Source organism: Burkholderia sp. SIMBA_062 (genome assembly GCF_046534765.1).
Classification (GTDB): Bacteria; Pseudomonadota; Gammaproteobacteria; order Burkholderiales; family Burkholderiaceae; genus Burkholderia; species Burkholderia ambifaria.
This window is the reverse complement of sequence record NZ_JAWRYD010000017.1, coordinates 136,687-156,445: the sequence shown is the minus strand read 5'-3', so window position 1 is coordinate 156,445 and position 19,759 is coordinate 136,687. Positions and strand designations below refer to the sequence as shown.

The following is a 19,759-nucleotide window of genomic DNA, read 5'->3' as shown; positions in this document are numbered from 1 at the left end:
CCTTCGCTCAGTTCGCCCACGGCAGCGGCGCGTCGTTCAAGCCCCAGTAGAGGCTCTTCTGCTGCATGTACTCGCGGATCCCGAGACGCCCCTTCTCGCGGCCCATCCCGCTCTCCTTCCAGCCCGAGAACGGCGTGGAGATCGAGAACAGCTTGTACGTGTTGATCCAGACGGTGCCCGTCTCGAGCGCGCGCGCGATGCGCCACGCGCGCTTGTAGTCGCGCGTCCAGATGCCGGCGGCGAGGCCGAACACGCTGTCGTTCGCCTGCGCGAGCAGCGACGCTTCGTCGTCGAACGGCATCGCGACGAGCACCGGCCCGAAGATTTCTTCCTGGCAGATGCGTGCGCTGTTCGGCAAGCCTTCGAGAATCGTCGGCTGGTAGAAGAAGCCGTCCTCGCGCCCGTCGCCGGACGGCCGCTCGCCGCCGCACAGCAGGCGCCCGCCTTCTTCCAGCCCGAGCGCGACGTAGCGCTCCACCGATTCGCGATGCTTCGCGCTGATCAGCGGGCCCATCTGCGTGTCGGACCGCGTCGGGTCGCCCACGCGCAGCTTGCGTGCGCCGGCGACCAGCCGCCGCATGAATTCGTCGTAAATCGCGCGCTGCACGAACAGCCGCGAACCCGCGATGCAGGCCTCGCCCGACGAGCTGAAGATGCCGTACAGCACGCCGTTCACCGCGTGATCGAGATCCGCGTCGTCGCACACGATCGTCGGCGACTTGCCGCCGAGTTCCAGCGACACGGGCATCAGCTTTTCCGCCGCGATGCGCGCGATGCCGCGGCCCACTTCGGTGCCGCCGGTAAACGACACCTTCTTCACGAGCGGATGACGGACCAGCACGTCGCCGATCACCGAGCCCTTGCCCGGCAGCACGCTCAGCACGCCCTTCGGCACGCCGGCCTCCTCGCAGATGCGGGCCAGCGCGAGCGACACGAGCGGCGTGACCTCGGCCGGCTTGAGCACCACCGCGTTGCCGCCGGCGAGTGCCGGGGCCAGCTTCTGCGCGTCGGACGCGATCGGCGAGTTCCACGGCGTGATCGCCGCGATCACGCCGATCGGCTCGTGCACGCTCATCGTCAGGTAGTCGCCGCGTGACGGCGTCAGCTCCTCGTCGAGCGTCTCGAGGCATGCCGCGAAATAGCGGAACGTGTTGGCCGCGCTCGCGACCAGCACGCGCGTCTCGCCGATCGGCTTGCCGTTGTCGCGGCGCTGCAGGTTCGCGAGCGCCTCGTGACGCTGCATGATCAGCTCGGCGATCCGGTACAGCACCAGCGCGCGCTGGTGCGGCTTGAGTCCGGCCCAGTCGGCGCGGCGCCACGCGGCGTCGGCGGCCACGACGGCGTCGGCCGCGTCTTGCGCGTTCGCCGTCGATACTTCCATGTTCAGCGACTGGTCGGCCGGATAGATGCTCGTGTAAGGCGCGCCGCGGCCGCGCCGCCACTCGCCGCCGATCAGGATGTCGCCGTTGGGTACGAGGCTCGTATCGAATGGAGTCATGTCACAAGTCCCACAAATCTGTCTCTGCCAGCCGCCCGCGCCGTGGCGCAGGCGGCCGTTCAATGGCCCGAATGGCCCGAATGACCGGAATGGCCGCGTCGCCCGCTCAGATCACGCAGCGGGCCGCGCGGTTGCGCAGCGCGCGGATCGCGCAGTACGCGGTCAACGCGGACGTCTTCGGGTTGTCGGGCAACGGCTTGCCGCTCATTTCGAGCGACATCTCGCCGAATGCGCCGCGTGCGGTGATGCGGTGCACGTTGCGCGTGACGGCCGGATCGGCGATCAGGCGCACGCGCGTCGCGTCGAGGCCGAGGCCCGCGAGCGCCACCGTCGCCGCGACGTTCGCGTTCTTCGGATACAGCCGCGCGGCGTCGCGTGCGGTGCCTTCGAAGATCACCTTCTCTTCGGTCATCGCGCGCAGGTCGCACAGCGCCTCGGCGGGTGTGTCGAGCCAGCCGAGCGGCGGCTTGCGGCCGACGTACAGCACCTCGTCGAGGCCGCCCTGCCTCGCCGACGCCAGCGCATCGATCCCGCCGATCGCGCCGGACAGCAGCGTCAGCGTCGCGTCGCCTTCGTCGGCGGCCTGCGATAGCACGTCGAGCAGCGCGAGATCGGACAACGCGCCGATCGACGCGACCGCGCAGTCGGTGCCGGCCTTCAGCAGCGGCACGACGTGATCGACGAGCGCGCTGTGACCCGCGCATTCGAGCGCGAACTCGGGGCGGCGGGCCAGCGCGTCGACCGACGACACGACCTCCACCGCACCGCCGAGCTCACGCTGCACCGCGTCGCGCTGGTGCTCGGGCACGATCACGTGCGCGACGCGCAACGAAGCATCGTGCTCGACCGCGTGATACACGGCCGCACCGATCGCGCCGAAGCCGATCATCGCGACGTCGACGGGCGCATGCCCGTGTGCGTGTCCGTTACGCATATTGCCGCTCCGACGGTGCTTCCTTCTTCACCGGCGGGCCCGCGAAATTCGATGCGAACGAGCCGACCGACAGCATGTCGACCTCGACCATCACCGGCCCCTCCTTCGCGATCCCTTCGCGCACGATCGCTTCGGCCTGGTCGAGCGACGTGATCCGGTAGTGCGTGAGGCCGAAGCTCGCGCAGAACTGCGCGAAATCGGGCTGGTGCAGCTGCACGAAGCAGCGGCGGCCGCCGTACTGCGCGTCCTGGATGTTGCGGATCACGCCGTAGCACTGGTCGTTCATCAGCACGATCATCACGTTCGCGTTTTCCTGCACGGCCGTCACGAGCTCGCCGACGTTGACCATCAGGCCGCCGTCGCCGACGAGGCACACCGTCTTCGCGGCCGAGCCGGCCAGCGCCGCGCCGATGCCCATCTGGATGCCCTGGCCGATGCCGCCGCCGAGCGCATGCACGCCCGCGCGCGGCTCGAAGATCTTCAGCAGGCGATTGCCCCACGTGCTGTTCGAGATCGTCACGTCGCGCACCCAGTTGTAGTCGCGCCCGACCGCGCCTTGCAGCGTGTCGACGAGCTTCTTGTACGGCCCCAGGCCTTCCGCCACGCTGGCGACGGCCTGCTCGCGCGCCGCCGCGAGATCGAGCGCGAATTGCGGATCGACGGACAGGCGGCCTTCGAGGCGATCGGCCAGCTCGGCCAGCACGCGCTTCGAATCGCCGTGCACGAACAGCTCGTTGCGATAGCCGCGGTTGTCGGCGAGCGCATCGGCGTCGACGCGGAACAGCGGCTGCGGCAGCGCGAGCTTGTACTTCAGCGTCTCGTTGCCGCGCAGGCGCGAGCCGACCACGACGAGCGCGTCGCAGGTCTTGTAGAACGCCTCGACGCACGCATGCACGTTGAACGCGCCGAGCGTCGCCGGGTGATCTTCCGGCAGCACGCCGCGGCCCTGCACGCTCGTCACGACGCCGAAGCCCAGCTTCACCAAGCGTTCGACTTCCGCCCGCGCATGGCGCGCACCGCCGCCGAGCCACAGCAGCGGACGACGCTTGGCCGCCAGCGCATCGGCGAGCTTCGCGACGCGTGCGTCGTCGTGCTCGCGCACCGCGACGTGCGCCGGCGCGAGGTCTTCCGGCCATTCGATTTCGGCGGCCTGGATGTCGATCGGAATCTCGACCGACACGGGGCCGGTCGGCGCCGTTTGCGCGATACGCACCGCTTCGCGGATCGTCGGCAGCACGGTTTCGACGGTGCGCACGCGGAACGCGGCCTTCGAGATCGCGTCGAGCATCGTGAGCTGGTCCGGCGCTTCGTGGATGTAGGCCAGGTCCTGGTCGAGGTACGGCGTCTCGATCTGCCCCGTGATGTGCAGCAGCGCGGTGCCTGCCGTCAGCGCCTCGACCATCGCGCCGGCCGCGTTGCCCGCCGCCGTGCCGGTGCTCGTGAACGCGACGCCAAGGCCGCCCGACACGCGGGCCAGGCCGTCGGCCATGTTCACCGCGCCCGCTTCACCGCGCGCGCCGACATACCGGATGTTGCCGCGCGAGTTGATCGCGTCGAGGATCGGCATGTTGTGGATGGAGATGACACCGAATGCGGTCTTGACGTCGCACTGCTCGAGAAAGGCGGCAATCAGCTCGCCAACCGTGGTTTTTTTAGACATGGCGTGCAAAGCCTCCAGAAACGTCGATATGGCTGCCCGTCGTGTAGGACGACAGATGCGTTGCGAGATAAAAAAGGGCCCAGGCTGCCTCGTCGGGCTTGCCGAAGCGGTTCAGCGGAATGTTCTTCTTGCGGGCGAGCGCGCCCGTCCAGTCTTCCCAGCTTTCGCCGGCCTGCGCCTGCGCTTCGTAGCGGCGGCGCCACTGACCCGACTCGACGATGCCGATCAGGATCGAGTTCACGCGGATGCGCTGCGGCGCCAGTTCGGTCGCGAGCGACTTCACGAGGCTCAGCACGCCCGCACGCGCCGACGACGTCGCGACCATGTGCGGCTCCGGCTGCAGTGCGAGCAGCGAGTTCACGCAGGTGATCGTCGGCGCAAGCGCGTCGCGCAGCAGCGGCAGGAACGCGCGCGTCGGGCGGATGATGCTGAAGTACTTCAGTTCGAGCTCTTCGCGCCATGCGTCGTCGGTCGTGTCGGCGAAGGTCGACACGCGGCCCTGGCCCGCGTTGTTGACCAGCATGTCGGCGCGGCCGAAGCGGTCGGACACGGCCTGCGCGAACGCGGCCACGTCGGCTTCGTCGAGCACGTTGCAACGCACAGCCAGCAGTTGCGCGCCCGGGTATTTCTCGTCGAGCGTCGCTTCGGCGCGCGCGAGGCGTTCGCCGTCGCGGCCGCAAATCGCCACCGACGCGCCGGCCTGCAGGAACCGTTCGGCAGTCGCGAGGCCGATGCCGGACGAACCGCCCGTCACCACCGCCACCTGCCCGGTCAGATCGATCTGGATCATGTCGTCGGTCCTCGCCGGGCCGCCCCTAGAGGGCCGACAGCCCCCTCGGGGGGCAGTGAGCGAAGCGAGCGATGGGGGCGCTTCGTTAATCGCCGGGCCGCCCCAAGAGGATTGACCGCCCCCTCGGGGGGCAGTGAGCGAAGCATGCGTGGGGGTCTCATTTCAATCCTAAGGCTTTGAGAAACGTGTGCTCGTCATCCGAGCGGTAATTGAGGCGCCGCGACAGTTCCGCCGCCGCGCGCTGCACCTTGTCGAACAGGCCGTCGGCGATCAGCGCCGCGTCGATCTCCGGCCGCGGCACCGTCACCGTGATGCACGCGACGATCTTCTGCGTGTCGTTGCGCACCGGCGCCGTGACCACCGAGATACCGCGCTCGAACGACGAATTGCTGATGCCGTAGCCGCGTAGCGCATCCTCGCGGATCATTTCGTACAGCGCATCGACCGTTTCCGGCGTCGCGCTCGTCATCCGGCTCAGCGTGCCTTCCGGATACAGCGCATGCAGCTCCTTCAGCGACAGGTCGCCCATCAGCACGTGGCCGTGGGTCGTCGCATGCGCGGGCAGCCGCGTGCCGACGTTCACGCGAATCGCGCTGAACACCGGCGACTGGCACTGCGCCTTCGCGACGAACACCACGTCGCGGCCGTCGCGGATCACGATGTGCGTCGTGAAGCCGGTTGCGTCGCGCAGGCTCTCGATCACCGGCAGGCCGAGATCGGTCAACTCCAGCGAGCTCAGGTATTCGAAGCCGAGCCGCAGCACGGCGATGCCGAGCTTGTAGTTGCGGTCCTTGTCCGCCCGCTCGAGAAAGCCGAGCGATTCGAGCGTCTGCAGCAGACGGAACACCGTCGTGCGCGGAATGCCGAGGCGCTTGGACAGCTCCGGCGCGCCGAGCACCGGCTCGCGCGGCGAGAATTCGGCGAGGATCCGCAGGCCGCGTTCGAGGCCCGGCACCACGTAGCCGGCGTCGGCCTTGGTGCTCTCGGATTCGGGTTGTTGCAGCGGTTCGCTCATGCCATGCCTCGCTGCGTGTCGCACTGACGGCAGAACGTGTCGATGAGCGACGAATAGACGGCCGGCGCTTCCACGTAGCCGGCATGGCCGGCTTGCGGAATCACCTGCAGCTCGACCTGCGCGGCCGCGGCGATCCGCTCGCACGCGGCGGGCGGCGTGATCGCGTCGTTCGCGCCGACAGCCACGGCCGTGCGGCCGCGAAAGCCGGCGAGATCGGTTGCGAGATCGGCGTTCGCAAGCAGATGCGTGGCCTGCGCATAGCCGGCCGGCACAATGCGCGCCATGTTCCAGCGCACCCATGCACGCGCATCCTCGCTCGCGAAACCCGACAGCATGTTGCCGCTGCGCTGCTCCGCGAGCCCGGCCGGACCGAGTTCCGCGAGCATCGCGAGGCGCGCGTCGCGGCGCGTGTCGCGCGTTTCGGCGGGCGCGCTGCCGTAGCCGCCCGCCGGCGAGATCAGCAGCAGGCCGGCGATCCGCGCGGGCATCAGGCGGCACAAGCCGCCCGCGATGATCGCGCCGAGCGAATGCCCGACCAGCACGCAGCGTTCGATGCCGAGTGCCTCGAGCCACGCGTTCAGCGACGCCGCGTAATCGGCGGCGGTCGGCGACGCGCCATGCACGGGGGTCGACACGCCGTAGCCGGGCGCATCCCACGCGAGCACGCGTCGCGACGCGCCGAGCGTGTCGAGCTGGCACACCCACGATGCGGCGCCCGAGCCGATCCCGTGCAGCAGCACGACGGGCAGCGCGTGGCCCGCATGCTGCGCGCCCGCCTCGCCTGCGCCAGCCTCACGGTAGCCGATCGTGCCCGCCGCGCCGGCCGCGCAGCGCTGTTCGGGAAACTGCCCGAGCAGCGCGGCGTACGCCGCGGTGCGGTCGCGTTCACGTTTGTCGATGACACTCATTGCTTGGCTCCGCCCCGTCTCAGCGCTTGATCTTCGCGAGCGGCGAATCCGGCGGATAGGTCGGCGTGATGGGCTTCGCCGAACCCAGCATCACGCACATCAGCGCGTCTTCCTCGCCGATGTTGATTTCCGTGCGATACACGCCCGGCGGCACCGAGATCAGGTCGCGCTCGCCGAGGATCGCTTCCCAGGTTTCGCCGTCGCGCTCGCAGATCACCTTCATCTTGCCGCGCAGCACGAAGAAGATTTCCTCGACGTCGGTGTGGATGTGGCTCGGGCCGATGTTGCCGGCCGGGATGACCATCGTCGAAAACGTGAAGTTACCGGCCGGCACCGTGTTGACGTCCTTCGCGACGCCCGTGCCGCCCGTGCCGACGTAGCGCATCTGCGCACGGCGGTACTTCGGGTCGTAGTCGGCCTGGAACTTCAGCGCGTCCCAGTCGTAGCGCCGCGTCGCGTAGCGCGCGACGCGCCCTTCCATCCAGTCGCCGAAGCTTGCGTCTTCCGGCTGGTCCCACGACTTGCGTTCGAGATCTGCGTCCGCCATCGTCCTCTCCTTCATTCAGAGTGAAAACATCAAATCAATTCATCACGAAGCCGCCGTTCACCGGCAGCAGCTGACCCGTCACGAAGCGCGCGCCGTCCGACAGCAGGAACAGCACGGGGCCCGTCACGTCGTCGGGCACCTGCGCGCGCGTCAGCGCGCGGCCCTGCATGTAGAACGCATGCCGTTCGGCCGGCACGTAGGCCGTCGCCTCGACTTCGGTGAGCCCCGGCGCGATCGCGTTGACCGTCACGCCGTGCGCGCCGAACTCGCGTGCCTGCGCATGCGTCATCGCGATCACGGCGCCCTTGCTGGCGACGTACGCGAGCAGCTTCGGCGCGCCCCACAGCGCGGTGTCCGATGCGAGGTTCACGATCGCGCCGCGGCCCGAGCGCGCGAGGTGCGGCAGCGCCGCATTGCTCACGAGCCACACGCCGCGCACGTTCACGTTCATCACGGCATCCCAGGTCGGCACGTCGAGTTCCGTCGACAGCCTGCCGCCCGAGTTCGTGATCGCCGCGTTGTTGATCAGCGCGTCGATGCCGCCGAGCACCGCCGCGCCCTGCGCGACGAATGCGTCGACGCTCGCCGGATCGGTCAGGTCGAACGCGAAGAAATGCGCGGTGTGGCCGGCTTGCGCGAGCTGCGCGGCCAGCGCGCGGCCCTCTTCGGCGAGTACGTCGCCGAACGCGACCTGCGCGCCCGCTGCGACCAGCGCCTTCACGAACGCCGCGCCGAGACCGCGGGCGCCGCCCGTGACGAGCACGCGGCGCCCCGGCAGCGACACGACCGGTGCGAACTCAGCCATTCGCGGGCTCCGCCGCGGCGTGCGCCGCACGGTGCGCGTCGAGCGCGGACAGGTGTTCCTGCGCGCGCTGGCGCAGCATCCGGCGCACGCGCGTGATGCCGACGTCGTGCTGGTAAAGGTATTCGTGATCGCGTGCATGCGGCGCGAGGCTTTCGAGGACGTAGCGGTCCTGCTCGAGCACGTCCCAGTGCAAGCCTTCGAGGCGGTTGCGGTACATGAAGCGCCACACGTCGCGCTGCCAGCCGCTGACCTTGCGGGTGCGCCAGAAGTAGACCTGGCAGTTGTCGCCGTCGACCGGCGTCGCGAAGCCGATGATCCCGAAGTTGCCGCCCGGGCCGAACTTCTGCTTGTACGGAATCGCGAGGCGCATCCAAAGGCAGCCGGTTTCGCCGAGCTCGACCCAGTCGAAGTTCACGTCGCGCTGGCCGATCTTCTCGAACATCAGGCCCGTGTCCGTCTTGCGCACGCGCATGTCGGCCTGCTTGTCGCCTTCGGCCATCGAGTGCGACGTCGCGTGCAGGTACGCGCCGTGCATCGGGTCCATCACGTTGTCGATCGCGTACTGGTAATTGCACTTCCAGTTCGACACGCACAGGAAGTGGCCGTACTCGGCGTCGACCAGTTCTTCCGGCAGGTTCAGCGGCGCCGGCTCGCCGTGCGCTTCGTCGCCGAACCACAGGAAGATCGCGCCGGCCTTCTCCTCGACCGGATACGACTTCACGCACTTCATCCCTTCGAGCGGACAGTTCGACACGGCCGGCACGCGGTTGACCGTGCCGCCGCCGTCGATTTCGACGCCGTGATACCAGCACGCGATGTTGCCGCCGAGGTTCCAGCCGAGCGACAGGCGCGCGCCGCGGTGCGGGCAGCGATCCTCCAGCGCGTGGACCTTGCCCTCGTGATCGCGCCACAGCACGATCTGCTCGGACAGGCGCGTGAGGCCGACTGGCGCGTTCGACACCTGCCAGCTCGGGGCGACGGGATACCAGTAGTTCTTGATGCCGCGGTCGAGGTAATCGCGGACCGGGTCGTGTTGGACTTCGTGTTGTGCGGGGGACGTCATCAGTGTGCTCCGGATGCGGTTGTCGTCGGGCTGGCGGTCACGCGGCTCGCGCGCTCATTCCGCCAGCGAGGCCATTTCTGCGCGGAAGCGCTCAGGTGTCCACGCCGTGCCGTCCGGCGCACGAAAGCCGATGCGGTTCAGGCCCGCGACGACATCGTCCAGCTCGGTCGCGCCGCTCTCGAACACGCGTTCGAGCGCATCGCCGAGATCGTTCTCGTACTGGGTCGGCGCGGCCTTGCGGTTCTGCCAGACCTGGTTCTCGACCTGGCCGGGGATCTCGATCTGCCCCTTGCCGGCGACGTTGTTCGGCTGCGGCGCCACCCACGGCTTCAGGAAGGGATTGAAGTTGACGGTCGCTTCTTTCATGTCATTCCACCTTGATCTGGATTTCCTCGCCGGCCAGGCGCACCGCGTACTGCTTCAGCGCGCGCCCGCCCGGGCCCTTCAGGCATTCGCCCGTCTTGATGTCGAACACGGCCTCGTGCAACGGGCATTCGACGGTGCCCTCGTCGACGAAGCCCTGCGTCAGCAGCGCGTACGCATGCGGGCACACGTTCTCGAGCGCATATACCTCGTCGCCGACGCGGTAGATCCCGATTTCGACGCCGTCGGTCCGCTTGAACTCGATCGGCGTGTCTTCCGACAGCGCGCCGGCGTGCCCGGCGCAAACCCATTGTTCAGACATCTCAAACCCTTCCTTCTGATCGACTCTCGGTTCGCCCCGGAATTGTTCCATATCCGGAACAGCAGTTTATGGATGGTGATTATAGAAGCGACTTTCCACGAGCAAAACAAAAAGCTGCATGTCCTAGGGAAAACACCGACCGTTGCGTCGGCGCTGTCCGCCGCAACGCGCCTCAAATGTAATTTGTGTTTTCTGACGGGCATTTAAGTCCGTTTTTCCGGATTCTCGAACCCGTGTTGCGGATCATCCTCATCCCCATCCGGCCCGATAAATTTATTTTTGATACGGCGCGCGACACCTCTATACTCCATTCCATCAGAGGCACATTGTTCCTTATATGGAACATAAAGAATGCCCGCCCCGGTGGCACAAACGCGCGACGGCCGGCCGTCCTCGCGCCCGCCGCCTCGGCATGTTTCCGTCAGGTTTGGAGATTCAGGAGATCAAATGGTCAAGCAAGCGGTAGCAGCAGCAGTCATTGGAATGAGCGCCGCGTCCGGCGCGTGGGCGCAGAGCAGCGTGGTGCTGTACGGCAGCATGGATGCGGGTGTCGCGTACGTGAACAACGTCGGCGGCCATGCGAAGTGGGCAATGATCCAGGGCAACACGCAGCCCGACCGGTGGGGCTTGAAAGGCAAGGAAGACCTCGGCGGCGGCCTGTCGGCGGTCTTCCAGCTCGAAAACGGCTTCTATACGAACAATGGCCAGTTCGCGACCGCGAACACGATCTGGAACCGCGCGGCGTTCGTCGGGCTCAGCTCGGAGCGCTACGGCACGCTGACGCTCGGCCGCCAGACGCCGCTCACGTTCGACTATCTCGATCCGCTCAGCACCGCGTATCTCGCGATGAGCTGGTATGCGTTCCACCCCGGCAACATCGACGGGCTCGCCGCAACCGGCAACGTGCCGTACAACAACGCGGTCAAGTACCGTTCGCCGAGCTTCGGCGGCTTCTCGGCCGCGGCGACGATGGCGCTCGGCAACACGACGAACTTCTCGACCGGCAAGTCGGTCGGCGTCGCGCTGAACTATGCGAACGGGCCGTTCAAGGCGTCGGCCGTCTACTCGAACGAGCACGACCGCGCGATTCTCATCAGCCAGACGGGGATCACGTCGTTCCAGGGGCAAAATACCGCGAACGGCTATCTGGCGAACAAGGTCGAGAACATCGGCGCGGGCGCGTCGTACCAGATCGGCGACTTCCTCGTGCATGGCCTCTACACGCGCGTGAAGATGCAGTCGAACGGGTTTTCCGACACGTTCCAGAGCTACGACGCGGGCGTGAACTATCGCAGCAGCGCGTTCAACACGATCGCGGGCGGCGCGGCGACCACGACGCTGGCCGGCCGCCGCTGGACCCAGGTCGAGCTCGGCGACATCTATTCGCTGTCCAAGCGCACGCAGCTCTATGCGAACGTGCTGGTCGAGCACGGCTCGGGCGGTGCTAAGGCCGCGTTCTTCACGGCCGGCGCGTCAAGCACTGCGAACCAGGTGATCGTGCTGACCGGCATTCATCATTCGTTCTGAGCGGTTTCACGCGTTCGGCATCCGAAACGACAAGAGCGGCCCGCGGGCCGCTCTTGTCGTTTACCGGTTTTGCGATGCCGGGCGCGGCGCGCCGCCGGTGCGTCAGAACATCGCGACTTTGTGGCGCGCGTGCGCGAACGTCGGGTCGCTTTCGAGCGGACGGTAGTTCAGCCGCTGCGACAGGTCGACCGCCGCGCCGCACACGGCTTCGACGAGCCGTTCCTTCTCGCCGGCCTCGCCGATTTCCGAGCGCGGCACCGTCGCTGTGATCGCCGCGACGATCGAGCCCGAATGATCGCGCACGGGCGCGGTCACAGCCGAAATGCCGCTCTCGAACGCCGCCTCGCTGACCGCATAGCCGAGCCGCGCGTAGTAGCGCACGCGTTCGTACAGTTCGTCGACGGAGCCCGGCGTGCGCTCGGTGAACTGCTCGAGCCGCTTTTCCGGATACAGCTGGCGCAGCGCGTCGCGCGTGAGGTCGCCCATCAATACGTGGCCGTGCACGGTCGCATGCGCGGGCAGGCGCGTGCCGACATGCACCTTCACCGAACCGAACATCGACGCGTTGCTCTGGGCCTTCGCGACGAACACGACATCGCGCTGGTCGCGGATCAGCAGATGCGTCGACAGGCCCGTCGCGTCACGCAGCCGTTCGAGCACGGGCGCGCCGAGGTCGGTCAGTTCCAGCGAATTCAGGTATTCGAAGCCGAGCCGCATCACGCCGACACCGAGCCGGAAATAGCGGTCGCCGTTCACGCGCTCGAGAAAGCCGAGCGCTTCGAGCGTCTGCAGCAGGCGGAACGTGGTCGTGCGCGGAATGCCGATGCGCTTCGACAACTCGGGCGCGCCGAGCACGGGCTCGCGCGCGGAGAATTCGGCGAGGATTCGCAGCCCGCGTTCGAGCCCCGGCACCAGATAGGACGACGCGCCGCCGGACGATTCGTCGTCGCCCGCGCCCGGCTTCGACGCGTCGTGGTCGACGTCGTCGCTGGCTGTCGCGCGCGGCGCGCTTGCCGGCTTCGCCGGCGGTTTCGGTGCACCGCTCATCGTTGGATTGACCCTGTGCACATGGACGGAATGGAAGCGTTCACGAAAGACCCGCAATGTTTGATTATGGATTTTCGACCGGACCGGATCAACACGATACGGCGCGGGCGGCCGGGGCCCGTGCGCCCGGCCGGATAGCCGGACTGTCATATAGGCTGATGCGATCGAAAGAATAACAGCGATAGACAGGACTGCCCACCGGAACGTCGCCGGGTGCAGGGGTGGTGGGTGATCGATTCGATGACGCGCGGGATGGGCAGGCGCTCGTCACCCGCCGCACAGGATCCCGACCTCCAGCGTCGCGGCGCGTGCCGCATGCGGCTGCAGCGGTTCGAGTTGCGGCGCATCGGTTTCTTCATACGGAATGCCGTTGGCCTGCAGGAAGGTCTTGATGGCGTCGACCGGCACCGCGATCACGTAACGCGCAGCATCGGCTCGCGTCGCGATCGCGCGCGGGTCGCCGGCCGATACGTCGGCGCGGTCCGTAACGATGCCGATCACGTGGCCCGCTTGATCGAGCACGGCCGCGCCGCTTGCGCCGTGCGTCGCCGGCAACAGCAGCGTGAGGTCGTCGGCGCGCGCCGCACCGGGCCGCGTCATTCCGTTGAAAACCGCCGTCGTGCGGTCGGGCAACCGGCGCAGCGCGTCATAGCCGGCCGCGAAGACGAGTTGCGCGCCGCCGCCCGGCGGCGTATGCGCGAACGCGGCGGCGAGCAACGGCCGCAGCGCACTGCCGACGACCGCGAGATCGTGGTCGGTGCCGAGCACCTTGATCCGCGCTCGTGCGACGCGCGCGTCCTTGATCACGAACAGGCTCCGGCATTCGGCGACGACGTGCCTTGCGGTCAGTACATCGCCGGCGTCGTTGATGAAGATGCCGGTAGCGTTCACGTCGAGGGTGGTGGCGTCGAGGTGTGTGGGCGCCGTTGTCGGCACTGGCACGGGTGCTGGTGCTGGTGCTGGTGTCGGCACGGGCACGGGTGGTGATGCTGGTGCCGGTGTGGATAAGAATGCCGGTGCGGATGCCACGAGCAGCGCAGCCGGTTCAGCCCAGGCGGCCCGTGGCAACGGCGATCCGGCAGCCAACACGAGCGCTACCGCCATACGCACGACGCCCGGGATGCCGACCGGTCGCGCGCAAATGGCGACGCCCGTCCACGTCACGTCACGTCCGCGCGACACCTGCCGCACTATCGCCATTCGTCGACACGTTGAACCGCCGCATCCGCACCATCACGGCGTATGCGTCGCCGACGCCGGCGCACCGGCCGGCGCTTCCGGATTCGGCGTCAGCCGCAAGCGCACCCGCAGCGGCTGCAGCATGTCCGGCGGCGGCGCTTCGGTGAGCGGACTCGCGGTCAGCAACTGCCGCAGCGTCGCATCCGCGTCGGCCGAGCCGAGCGACGCGAACTCGATCCGTGTCACGGCGCCGTTCGCCCCGATCCACGCGCGCACGACGATCGCCGGCGGCGGCGCATCGGCGCTCGCGTTCAGCACGCGCGCTTCCAGATACCGATGCAGCCGGTCGGCCGCGTCGCCGTCCGCTTCGAGCCACGCCTGGAACTGGCGACCGACGAGCTGGGCGTAGCTGATCCACGGCTGCGGCACGTCAGTCGTCTGTGCGGCGACCGGCGCGCACGCGGCCAGCACGCATGCGTAAAGGCATGCGCGCAGCCATCCGGATATCGTCCCTTCCCGCCTTCGCGTCATCGCACCTCCCGTTTCCGGTTTCCCGTGTTTTGCTCGCGTGCCGCAACGGCGCACTCACGCCGTATCGCTTCACATCGCCGCGGCCCACTCATCCGATCTCGATCGGCACATACAGCCGCGTACCGCCGCGTTGCACGAGCAGCGCGACGTTGCCGTGCGCGGCGTCGATCTCGGCCATCAGCGCGCCGAGGTTCGCGACCGGCGTGCCGTTGACCGACAGCACGATGTCGCCGGGCTGCAGTCCCGCGCGCGCCGCCTGACCGCTCGCCTGTTCGACGACGAGCGCCTGGTTCACGCCCAGACGCTGCCGTTCCTGTTCGTTCGCCGCGCGCAGCGCGAGCCCGAACCGTGCAGGCCCCGCCACGCCACCGGCCGCGGCCGAACCGCTGTCGAATGCGCCGACCGTCGCGCCGACATGCATCGCCCGCCCCGCGCGCCACACGAGCAGTTCAACCTGCCGCCCCGCGCGCATGCCCGCGATCGTGCCGAGCAGGTCCACCGATTCAGCGACCGGCTTGCCGTCTACCGCGAGCACGACGTCGCCCGCCTGCAGCCCCGCCTGCGCGGCCGGACCGTCGGGCTCGACCATCGTGATCAGCGCGCCGTCGGGGTTCGCGAGGCCGAACGAGCGCGCGAGCGCCTGGCTCACCTCCTGCACGGCCGCGCCGAGCCGGCCGCGCGTGACCTTGCCGGTGCGCAGCAACTGGTCCTTCACGTCGAGCGCGATGTCGATCGGAATCGCGAACGCGAGCCCCTGATAACCGCCCGTCTTCGAGAAGATCATCGAGTTGATGGCGATCACGCGGCCGTCGAGATCGAACAGCGGCCCACCCGAATTGCCGGGATTGATCGGCACGTCGGTCTGGATGAACGGGATCGCTCGCTCGCCGGGCAACGAGCGCGACTTCGCGCTGACGATGCCTTGCGTGACCGTGTTCGCGAACCCGTACGGCGAACCGATCGCCATCACCCAGTCGCCAACCTCGGCGCGTGCGGGGTCGCCCGTCGCGACGACCGGCAGGTTGCGCGCCTCGATGCGGATCACCGCGACGTCGGACACCGGATCGCTGCCGATCACGCGGCCCTTGAACTGGCGCTTGTCGGTCAGCTTCACGTCGACGGCGGCCGCGTCGCCGACCACGTGCCGGTTCGTCAGGATCACGCCGTCCGCGCTGACGATGAAGCCGGAGCCGAGGCTCACCTCCTCGCGGTTGCCGATCACGCGCCGCGCGAGAAACGGTGCGAGCGGATGATCGGGCGCAATGCCGGGCGGCAGCTGGATGCCCATTTGCGTGACTTCGCGCGTGGCACTGATGTTGACGACGGCCGGGCCCACACGCCGCACGAGCGCCGCGAAATTTGGCAGCGCGACGGTGGCGGAGGCGGGACGGTCCGCTGCCGGTGCGGCGCGCTCGGCGGCCGTTGTCGCCGTCGCCGTCGCCGCCATGCAGATGCACGCGAACGCGAGCCCGCCGAAGATCATTCGCCGCATCCCTGCCCGGCCCATGTTCATGCGCGCGCTCATGTCGCCGCTCCCCGTCGGGTTCCGATACCGCGCGCCATTATGGCTTCGGCGGCACCGCGACCGGCGCATTCGGCCGCTGCGGCGTCACCGAGCGGCCCCAGTTCGCGCCGAAACGGTTCTGCTCGGTCGACAGGTTGAACGTGCCGAGGCGGTTCGACGGCTGCTTCGACAGCCGCTCCGAATCCGTCTGCGATGCGTCGCCGGGTTGCGCTTCGGCCGTCGGCTTCAGTTGCTGGCTCAAGCAGTCGTACGACAGCGCGCGCTTGCCGTCGACTTCCGCGTCGACGCATACCGGCTTCGCGGCCGAACCGGGCTCGGCCGTGGCCGCGCGATCGCCCTGTGCATGCGCGCCGGCCACCTGCAGCACGCAGGCGATCGTCACCGCAACCTCAAGTCGCCTCTTCATCTGGCCTCCGTTCGATCATGGCCAACTGTCCTTCGTGCACGCGTTCGCTCATGCACCTGCGCCGTGCGCCCGCGGCCGCGCCAGAAAACACTCGAACGCGGTGCGTTCGGCCGCTTCGACGGCGGGGTCGCGCGTGTCGGCGCCCTGCGCCCATGCGTCGCGCATCCCTTCGACCGCCTGCCACGCATGCACGTGCGCGCCGGTCGGATACGGCGTGACGACCGGCTCCCGATAGTCGACGCGAAAGAGCCGCGGCGCGGCGCTGCCGGCCGTCCACAGGTCGCCGACGTCGCGCACGCTCGCATCGAACCAGAACCGCACCCAGCGCACCGTCGGCGCGAGCGCGGCAACCCCGGCAACCCCGGTGGAAGTGGCGGCCGGCCCATCGGCGACCGGTGCATCCGGCACGCGCAGGAAACCGGCCAGCACGAGCAGCACGGCCGCAAGATCGTCGTCGTGCAGCATCCGGTACGACCAGAGATCCGCGACGTCCACGCATGCGATCACCGCGATGAAGCGCTCGATCGTCAGCGCGGGCCACGCGCGTCGCATCGACGCGTAGTGACGCGTCCAGTGCGCCACGAACCGCTCGCGATGGCGCGCCGCGACCTGCACGTCGTGCGAGCCGCGGATCGTGAGCTCGTCCGGCTGGTACTGCCGCGTCGTCAGCACGCACTGCGCGGAGCAGCGCGCGCTGCGGTGTCGTGCATGGCCGCCCGCGCCGGGTAGCGGCTCGAGCGCGCCGAAACAGAGCGGACAATGGGACGGCCATTCGCCGGGCGGCCCCGGCCACGGATTCGCCTTCGGCAGGCGCGGACGATCGGGCGCGGCGGCCGCGCGCCGCCGCCCCGGCAGGCGCGCATCGGGCGCCACGACGCGCGGCGTCGAACGGACAGGTGCCATGAGCGCCTACCGCGCAGCCGCGAGCGCTTTCTTCAGCGCGTCTTCGTTGATCGGCGCATTCGCGGCCAGCTTCGCGAGATACGCTTGCGCGTTCTGCTGCGTACGCTGCGCGCGCAGCATCGTGCGCACCTGCTCCTTCACGTCGGCCAGCGGGCGCGGTGCGGCCGCGCGCACCTCGAGCAGCTTCACGACATGGAAACCCGACGGCGTGCGGACCGGCCCGGACACCTGGCCCGGCTGCAGCGCATCGGCGGCCTGCCGCACGGCCGGCAGCATCAACGAATCCGGCACGAAGCCGAGATCGCCGCCGTTTATCGCGCTCGCCTTGTCCTGCGAATTCGCCTTCGCGAGCGCCGCGAAATCGCCGCTGCGCGCGCGGCTCGCGAGATCGGCCGCCTGCTTGCGCGCGGCGTCGAGCGTCGCCGTGTCCGCATTCGGCGGTACCGCGATGTAGATCTGCGCGACGTGCAACGCGCGCGGCGCGATGAATGCCGCACGGTTGCGCTCGTAGGCGGACTGGATCTCGGCGTCCGACGGATAGTCGGCCGGCGGCGCACTCACCGACGCGAGATAGCTGCGCACGACGATCTCGCGCCGCGCCTGCTCGACCGCCGTCTGCACCTGCGGCTCCTGATCCCAGCCCTTCGATTTCGCCTCGGCGAGCACCGCCTTCTGCGCGAGCGTCGAGCGCACGACCTGGTCCAGCACCGCCGGATCGGCCGCGAGCCGCTCGCGCCCTTCGGGGCTCACCGCCTTCAGCAGGCTTGCGATATCGGCCTGCGTGACCGACGCCTGCGCGGCGTTCGCGATCACGTCGTCCTGCGCATGCGCGACGAGCGGCGCGGCCAGCATCAGGCCCGCGCCCATCATGGCCAGGGTCTTCATCTTTCTCATCATGGTTCGACTGCCCTCTCGATTGCTGTTGAATCGCGCACGCCGCCGCTCGCGCGGCCTGTGCGTCGTCACGTTCGTCGCCGCATCGCGCTAGCGCAGGCCCGACAGCGTCATGCGCAGCACGATCGGCTGGGTCATCCCGGGTGGCGGTGCGGCGCCGACCGCGCGACCGACGAGCGTGTCGCGCAGCGCGGCATCGACCGCCGGATCGCTGGCCGGCGCGCTGTCCACGCGCGTCACGTGCCCACGCCGGTCGAGCCATGCGCGCACCGGCAGCATCAGCCGATCGTCGCCGGTGTCCGCCAGTCGGTCGGCCCAGCGCCCGACGTCCGCGCGCAGCCGGCACGCGGCCGCGTCGTCGCCGTCGATCGCCGCCTGCAGCCGCCGCGCGACGCCGTCCGCATACGCGAGCCAGCCGGCGGGCACGTCGGCGGCGGCCAGCGCGCGTGCGGCGGGCCGCGCTCGCGCCGGCAGCAGCGCGCGCAGCGCGGCGCCGATCCGGCGGCTCCCGGCGATCATGACTGGGCCGCGGCCTCGGACGGAGCCGCGGCGGCAGCCGATGCGCCCGTGTCGCCACCCGCTACCAGGCCGGCCGCCGCTTCCTGCTCGGCCATCGCCGGACGGTTGCGCAGATGCAGCAGGAATTCCTGGATCAGCCGATCCCACAGCTCGACCGTCGAGCGCAGGTGGCGCTCCGACACGCCGCCCGCGACCACCACGTCCATCTCCAGCGCGAGAAACGCCCCGTGGCTCGCGAGACGCGCGAAGCGCTTGGTGCGGTTCCAGTTCGCGACGAGCTCGGCCGGCAGGTCACCCTGCACCTGCAGCACGCACGACAGCGTGTAGTCGATGTACGGGATCGCCGCGGCATCCACGCCTTGCGGCACGAGCCCGGCGGCCGGATTGCCGAAGCGCACCGCGAAGCCGACGCCCTGGCTCGCGCTCATCAGTTGCATCGCGCCGTTCTGTTCGGCGATCGTCACGCGGTAGCCCGCGCGGCGCAGGATGTCGGCGAGGCGTTCCGCGCTGATGGCTTCGATCGGTGCGTCTTGCGCCGCGCGTTCGTCGGCGCTGTTCGGTTGCTTGTCTTGCATGTCTGTATTCCCGGTGTTCAATGAATCGATCGGTTCAAGGCCGGCTGCGGCCCCAGGTCATTGCGCGCTCGCGGATGCGGCCGACGCAGCGGACGCAGATGCCGGCGTCGCGGCCGGCACGCGTGCGGCCGGGTCGTACTTGCCCGCATACAATGCATCGCCGTAGCGTTGCGCGAGATCGTCGTACTGCACGCGTGCCGACTGCGCGAACGGCTGCCGCGACGCGAAGAACGTGCCGATCCCGACATGCTCGTACGCGTCGAGGATCTCGTGGCCCACGCGATACAGCTCCGCATTGTGTGCCTGGCAGGTTGTCAGTTGCGTGTCACGCGCGGCGACGTCCTTCTGCGCCTGCGCATGTTGCGCATCGCGGGCGCGCGACACCGCGAGCAGATCCTCGTAGGACGCCTTGTACTTCGCGAGCGACCGCGCATCCTGCTCGCGCCCCGTCCGCTCCGCCGCGAGCGCACGCTTCGCGGCCGCTTCGGCCCCCGAGTCGCCGCGCGCCGACGCGAGTTGCGCTTGCGCCGTCTTCAGTTGCGCCAGTGCGTCGTCGCGCTGCTTCTCGGCGGCGGCCTTGTCGGCCTGCAACTGCACCTGGTTGTCCTGCAGCTGGCGCAGCTCCTGCACGGTCGAGCGCAACTGGGTGCGCAGCTTGTCCTCGATGCTCTGCGCGTGCGCGCCGCCGGCCGCCAGCAGCAGCACGCCCGCGAGCATCGTGCGATAGGTCGTGTTCATCCGCGGCTCC

General features: G+C 69.0%; 22 protein-coding genes. 1 reads left to right on the top strand and 21 read right to left on the bottom strand.

Annotated features, from left to right (window positions below):
* Positions 1-7 precede the first annotated feature (7 nt).
* The 11 genes from SB786_RS20240 to SB786_RS20190 form a co-directional block, all read right to left on the bottom strand.
* Complete coding sequence (locus SB786_RS20240; protein ID WP_410729006.1) at positions 8-1,498, bottom strand: aldehyde dehydrogenase; 1,491 nt, start codon at positions 1,496-1,498, stop codon at positions 8-10.
* A 106-nt stretch (positions 1,499-1,604) separates the two neighbouring features.
* Positions 1,605-2,432 carry an aspartate dehydrogenase gene (locus SB786_RS20235; protein ID WP_410729005.1) on the bottom strand — a complete coding sequence of 276 codons (828 nt, stop codon included), beginning with the start codon at positions 2,430-2,432 and terminating at the stop codon, positions 1,605-1,607.
* Positions 2,425-4,092 carry a thiamine pyrophosphate-binding protein gene (locus SB786_RS20230; protein ID WP_410729004.1) on the bottom strand — a complete coding sequence of 556 codons (1,668 nt, stop codon included), beginning with the start codon at positions 4,090-4,092 and terminating at the stop codon, positions 2,425-2,427. Before SB786_RS20230 ends, SB786_RS20235 begins: the two co-directional genes overlap by 8 nt.
* Positions 4,085-4,882 carry an SDR family oxidoreductase gene (locus SB786_RS20225; RefSeq protein WP_410729003.1) on the bottom strand — a complete coding sequence of 266 codons (798 nt, stop codon included), beginning with the start codon at positions 4,880-4,882 and terminating at the stop codon, positions 4,085-4,087. The genes SB786_RS20230 and SB786_RS20225 overlap by 8 nt, the downstream gene beginning before the upstream one ends.
* A 157-nt stretch (positions 4,883-5,039) precedes the next feature.
* The gene (locus SB786_RS20220; RefSeq protein WP_410729002.1) at positions 5,040-5,897 is read right to left on the bottom strand and encodes an IclR family transcriptional regulator; all 858 of its coding nucleotides are present in this window, start codon (positions 5,895-5,897) and stop codon (positions 5,040-5,042) included.
* Entirely contained in the window at positions 5,894-6,805 is a 912-nt protein-coding gene (locus SB786_RS20215; protein WP_410729001.1) for an alpha/beta fold hydrolase, read from the bottom strand. The genes SB786_RS20220 and SB786_RS20215 overlap by 4 nt, the downstream gene beginning before the upstream one ends.
* A 19-nt stretch (positions 6,806-6,824) precedes the next feature.
* Positions 6,825-7,352, bottom strand: a complete 528-nt coding sequence (locus tag SB786_RS20210) for a cupin domain-containing protein (protein ID WP_012366322.1) — start codon at positions 7,350-7,352, stop codon at positions 6,825-6,827.
* Positions 7,353-7,386: 34 nt separating this feature from the next.
* The gene (locus tag SB786_RS20205) at positions 7,387-8,157 is read right to left on the bottom strand and encodes an SDR family oxidoreductase (RefSeq protein WP_410729000.1); all 771 of its coding nucleotides are present in this window, start codon (positions 8,155-8,157) and stop codon (positions 7,387-7,389) included.
* A complete protein-coding gene (locus tag SB786_RS20200) occupies positions 8,150-9,220 on the bottom strand; it encodes a Rieske 2Fe-2S domain-containing protein (protein WP_410728999.1) in 1,071 nt (356 codons plus the stop codon). The genes SB786_RS20205 and SB786_RS20200 overlap by 8 nt, the downstream gene beginning before the upstream one ends.
* Before the next feature lie 54 nt (positions 9,221-9,274).
* On the bottom strand, positions 9,275-9,586 hold the full coding sequence (locus SB786_RS20195; protein WP_006758061.1) for a recombinase-like helix-turn-helix domain-containing protein: 312 nt from the start codon (positions 9,584-9,586) through the stop codon (positions 9,275-9,277).
* Position 9,587: 1 nt separating this feature from the next.
* Positions 9,588-9,905 (bottom strand): non-heme iron oxygenase ferredoxin subunit, encoded by a 318-nt coding sequence (locus tag SB786_RS20190; protein ID WP_006758060.1) that lies wholly within the window; start codon positions 9,903-9,905, stop codon positions 9,588-9,590.
* 447 nt (positions 9,906-10,352) lie between these two features.
* On the opposite strand from SB786_RS20190, the gene SB786_RS20185 reads away from it, so the two are divergent.
* Positions 10,353-11,432, top strand: a complete 1,080-nt coding sequence (locus SB786_RS20185) for a porin (RefSeq protein ID WP_410728998.1) — start codon at positions 10,353-10,355, stop codon at positions 11,430-11,432.
* A 102-nt stretch (positions 11,433-11,534) separates the two neighbouring features.
* Here SB786_RS20185 and SB786_RS20180 read toward each other — a convergent pair whose 3' ends face one another.
* The 10 genes from SB786_RS20180 to SB786_RS20135 form a co-directional block, all read right to left on the bottom strand.
* Entirely contained in the window at positions 11,535-12,479 is a 945-nt protein-coding gene (locus SB786_RS20180; protein WP_410728997.1) for an IclR family transcriptional regulator, read from the bottom strand.
* 267 nt (positions 12,480-12,746) lie between these two features.
* Complete coding sequence (locus tag SB786_RS20175; protein WP_410728996.1) at positions 12,747-13,643, bottom strand: serine protease; 897 nt, start codon at positions 13,641-13,643, stop codon at positions 12,747-12,749.
* 69 nt (positions 13,644-13,712) lie between these two features.
* On the bottom strand, positions 13,713-14,189 hold the full coding sequence (locus SB786_RS20170; RefSeq protein WP_410728995.1) for a YbaB/EbfC family DNA-binding protein: 477 nt from the start codon (positions 14,187-14,189) through the stop codon (positions 13,713-13,715).
* 88 nt (positions 14,190-14,277) lie between these two features.
* Complete coding sequence (locus tag SB786_RS20165) at positions 14,278-15,714, bottom strand: Do family serine endopeptidase (protein WP_410728994.1); 1,437 nt, start codon at positions 15,712-15,714, stop codon at positions 14,278-14,280.
* Positions 15,715-15,751: 37 nt separating this feature from the next.
* The gene (locus SB786_RS20160) at positions 15,752-16,120 is read right to left on the bottom strand and encodes a hypothetical protein (protein ID WP_410728992.1); all 369 of its coding nucleotides are present in this window, start codon (positions 16,118-16,120) and stop codon (positions 15,752-15,754) included.
* Between the two features lie 48 nt (positions 16,121-16,168).
* Entirely contained in the window at positions 16,169-17,023 is an 855-nt protein-coding gene (locus tag SB786_RS20155; RefSeq protein WP_410728991.1) for a hypothetical protein, read from the bottom strand.
* A gap of 6 nt (positions 17,024-17,029) precedes the next feature.
* A complete protein-coding gene (locus tag SB786_RS20150; RefSeq protein WP_410728990.1) occupies positions 17,030-17,920 on the bottom strand; it encodes a peptidylprolyl isomerase in 891 nt (296 codons plus the stop codon).
* Between the two features lie 87 nt (positions 17,921-18,007).
* The gene (locus SB786_RS20145) at positions 18,008-18,436 is read right to left on the bottom strand and encodes a hypothetical protein (RefSeq protein ID WP_410728989.1); all 429 of its coding nucleotides are present in this window, start codon (positions 18,434-18,436) and stop codon (positions 18,008-18,010) included.
* On the bottom strand, positions 18,433-19,011 hold the full coding sequence (locus SB786_RS20140) for a YbjN domain-containing protein (RefSeq protein ID WP_410728988.1): 579 nt from the start codon (positions 19,009-19,011) through the stop codon (positions 18,433-18,435). The genes SB786_RS20145 and SB786_RS20140 overlap by 4 nt, the downstream gene beginning before the upstream one ends.
* A gap of 57 nt (positions 19,012-19,068) precedes the next feature.
* Positions 19,069-19,749, bottom strand: coding sequence for a hypothetical protein (locus SB786_RS20135; protein WP_410728987.1), 681 nt, complete (start codon positions 19,747-19,749; stop codon positions 19,069-19,071).
* Between the last annotated feature and the right edge of the window lie 10 nt (positions 19,750-19,759).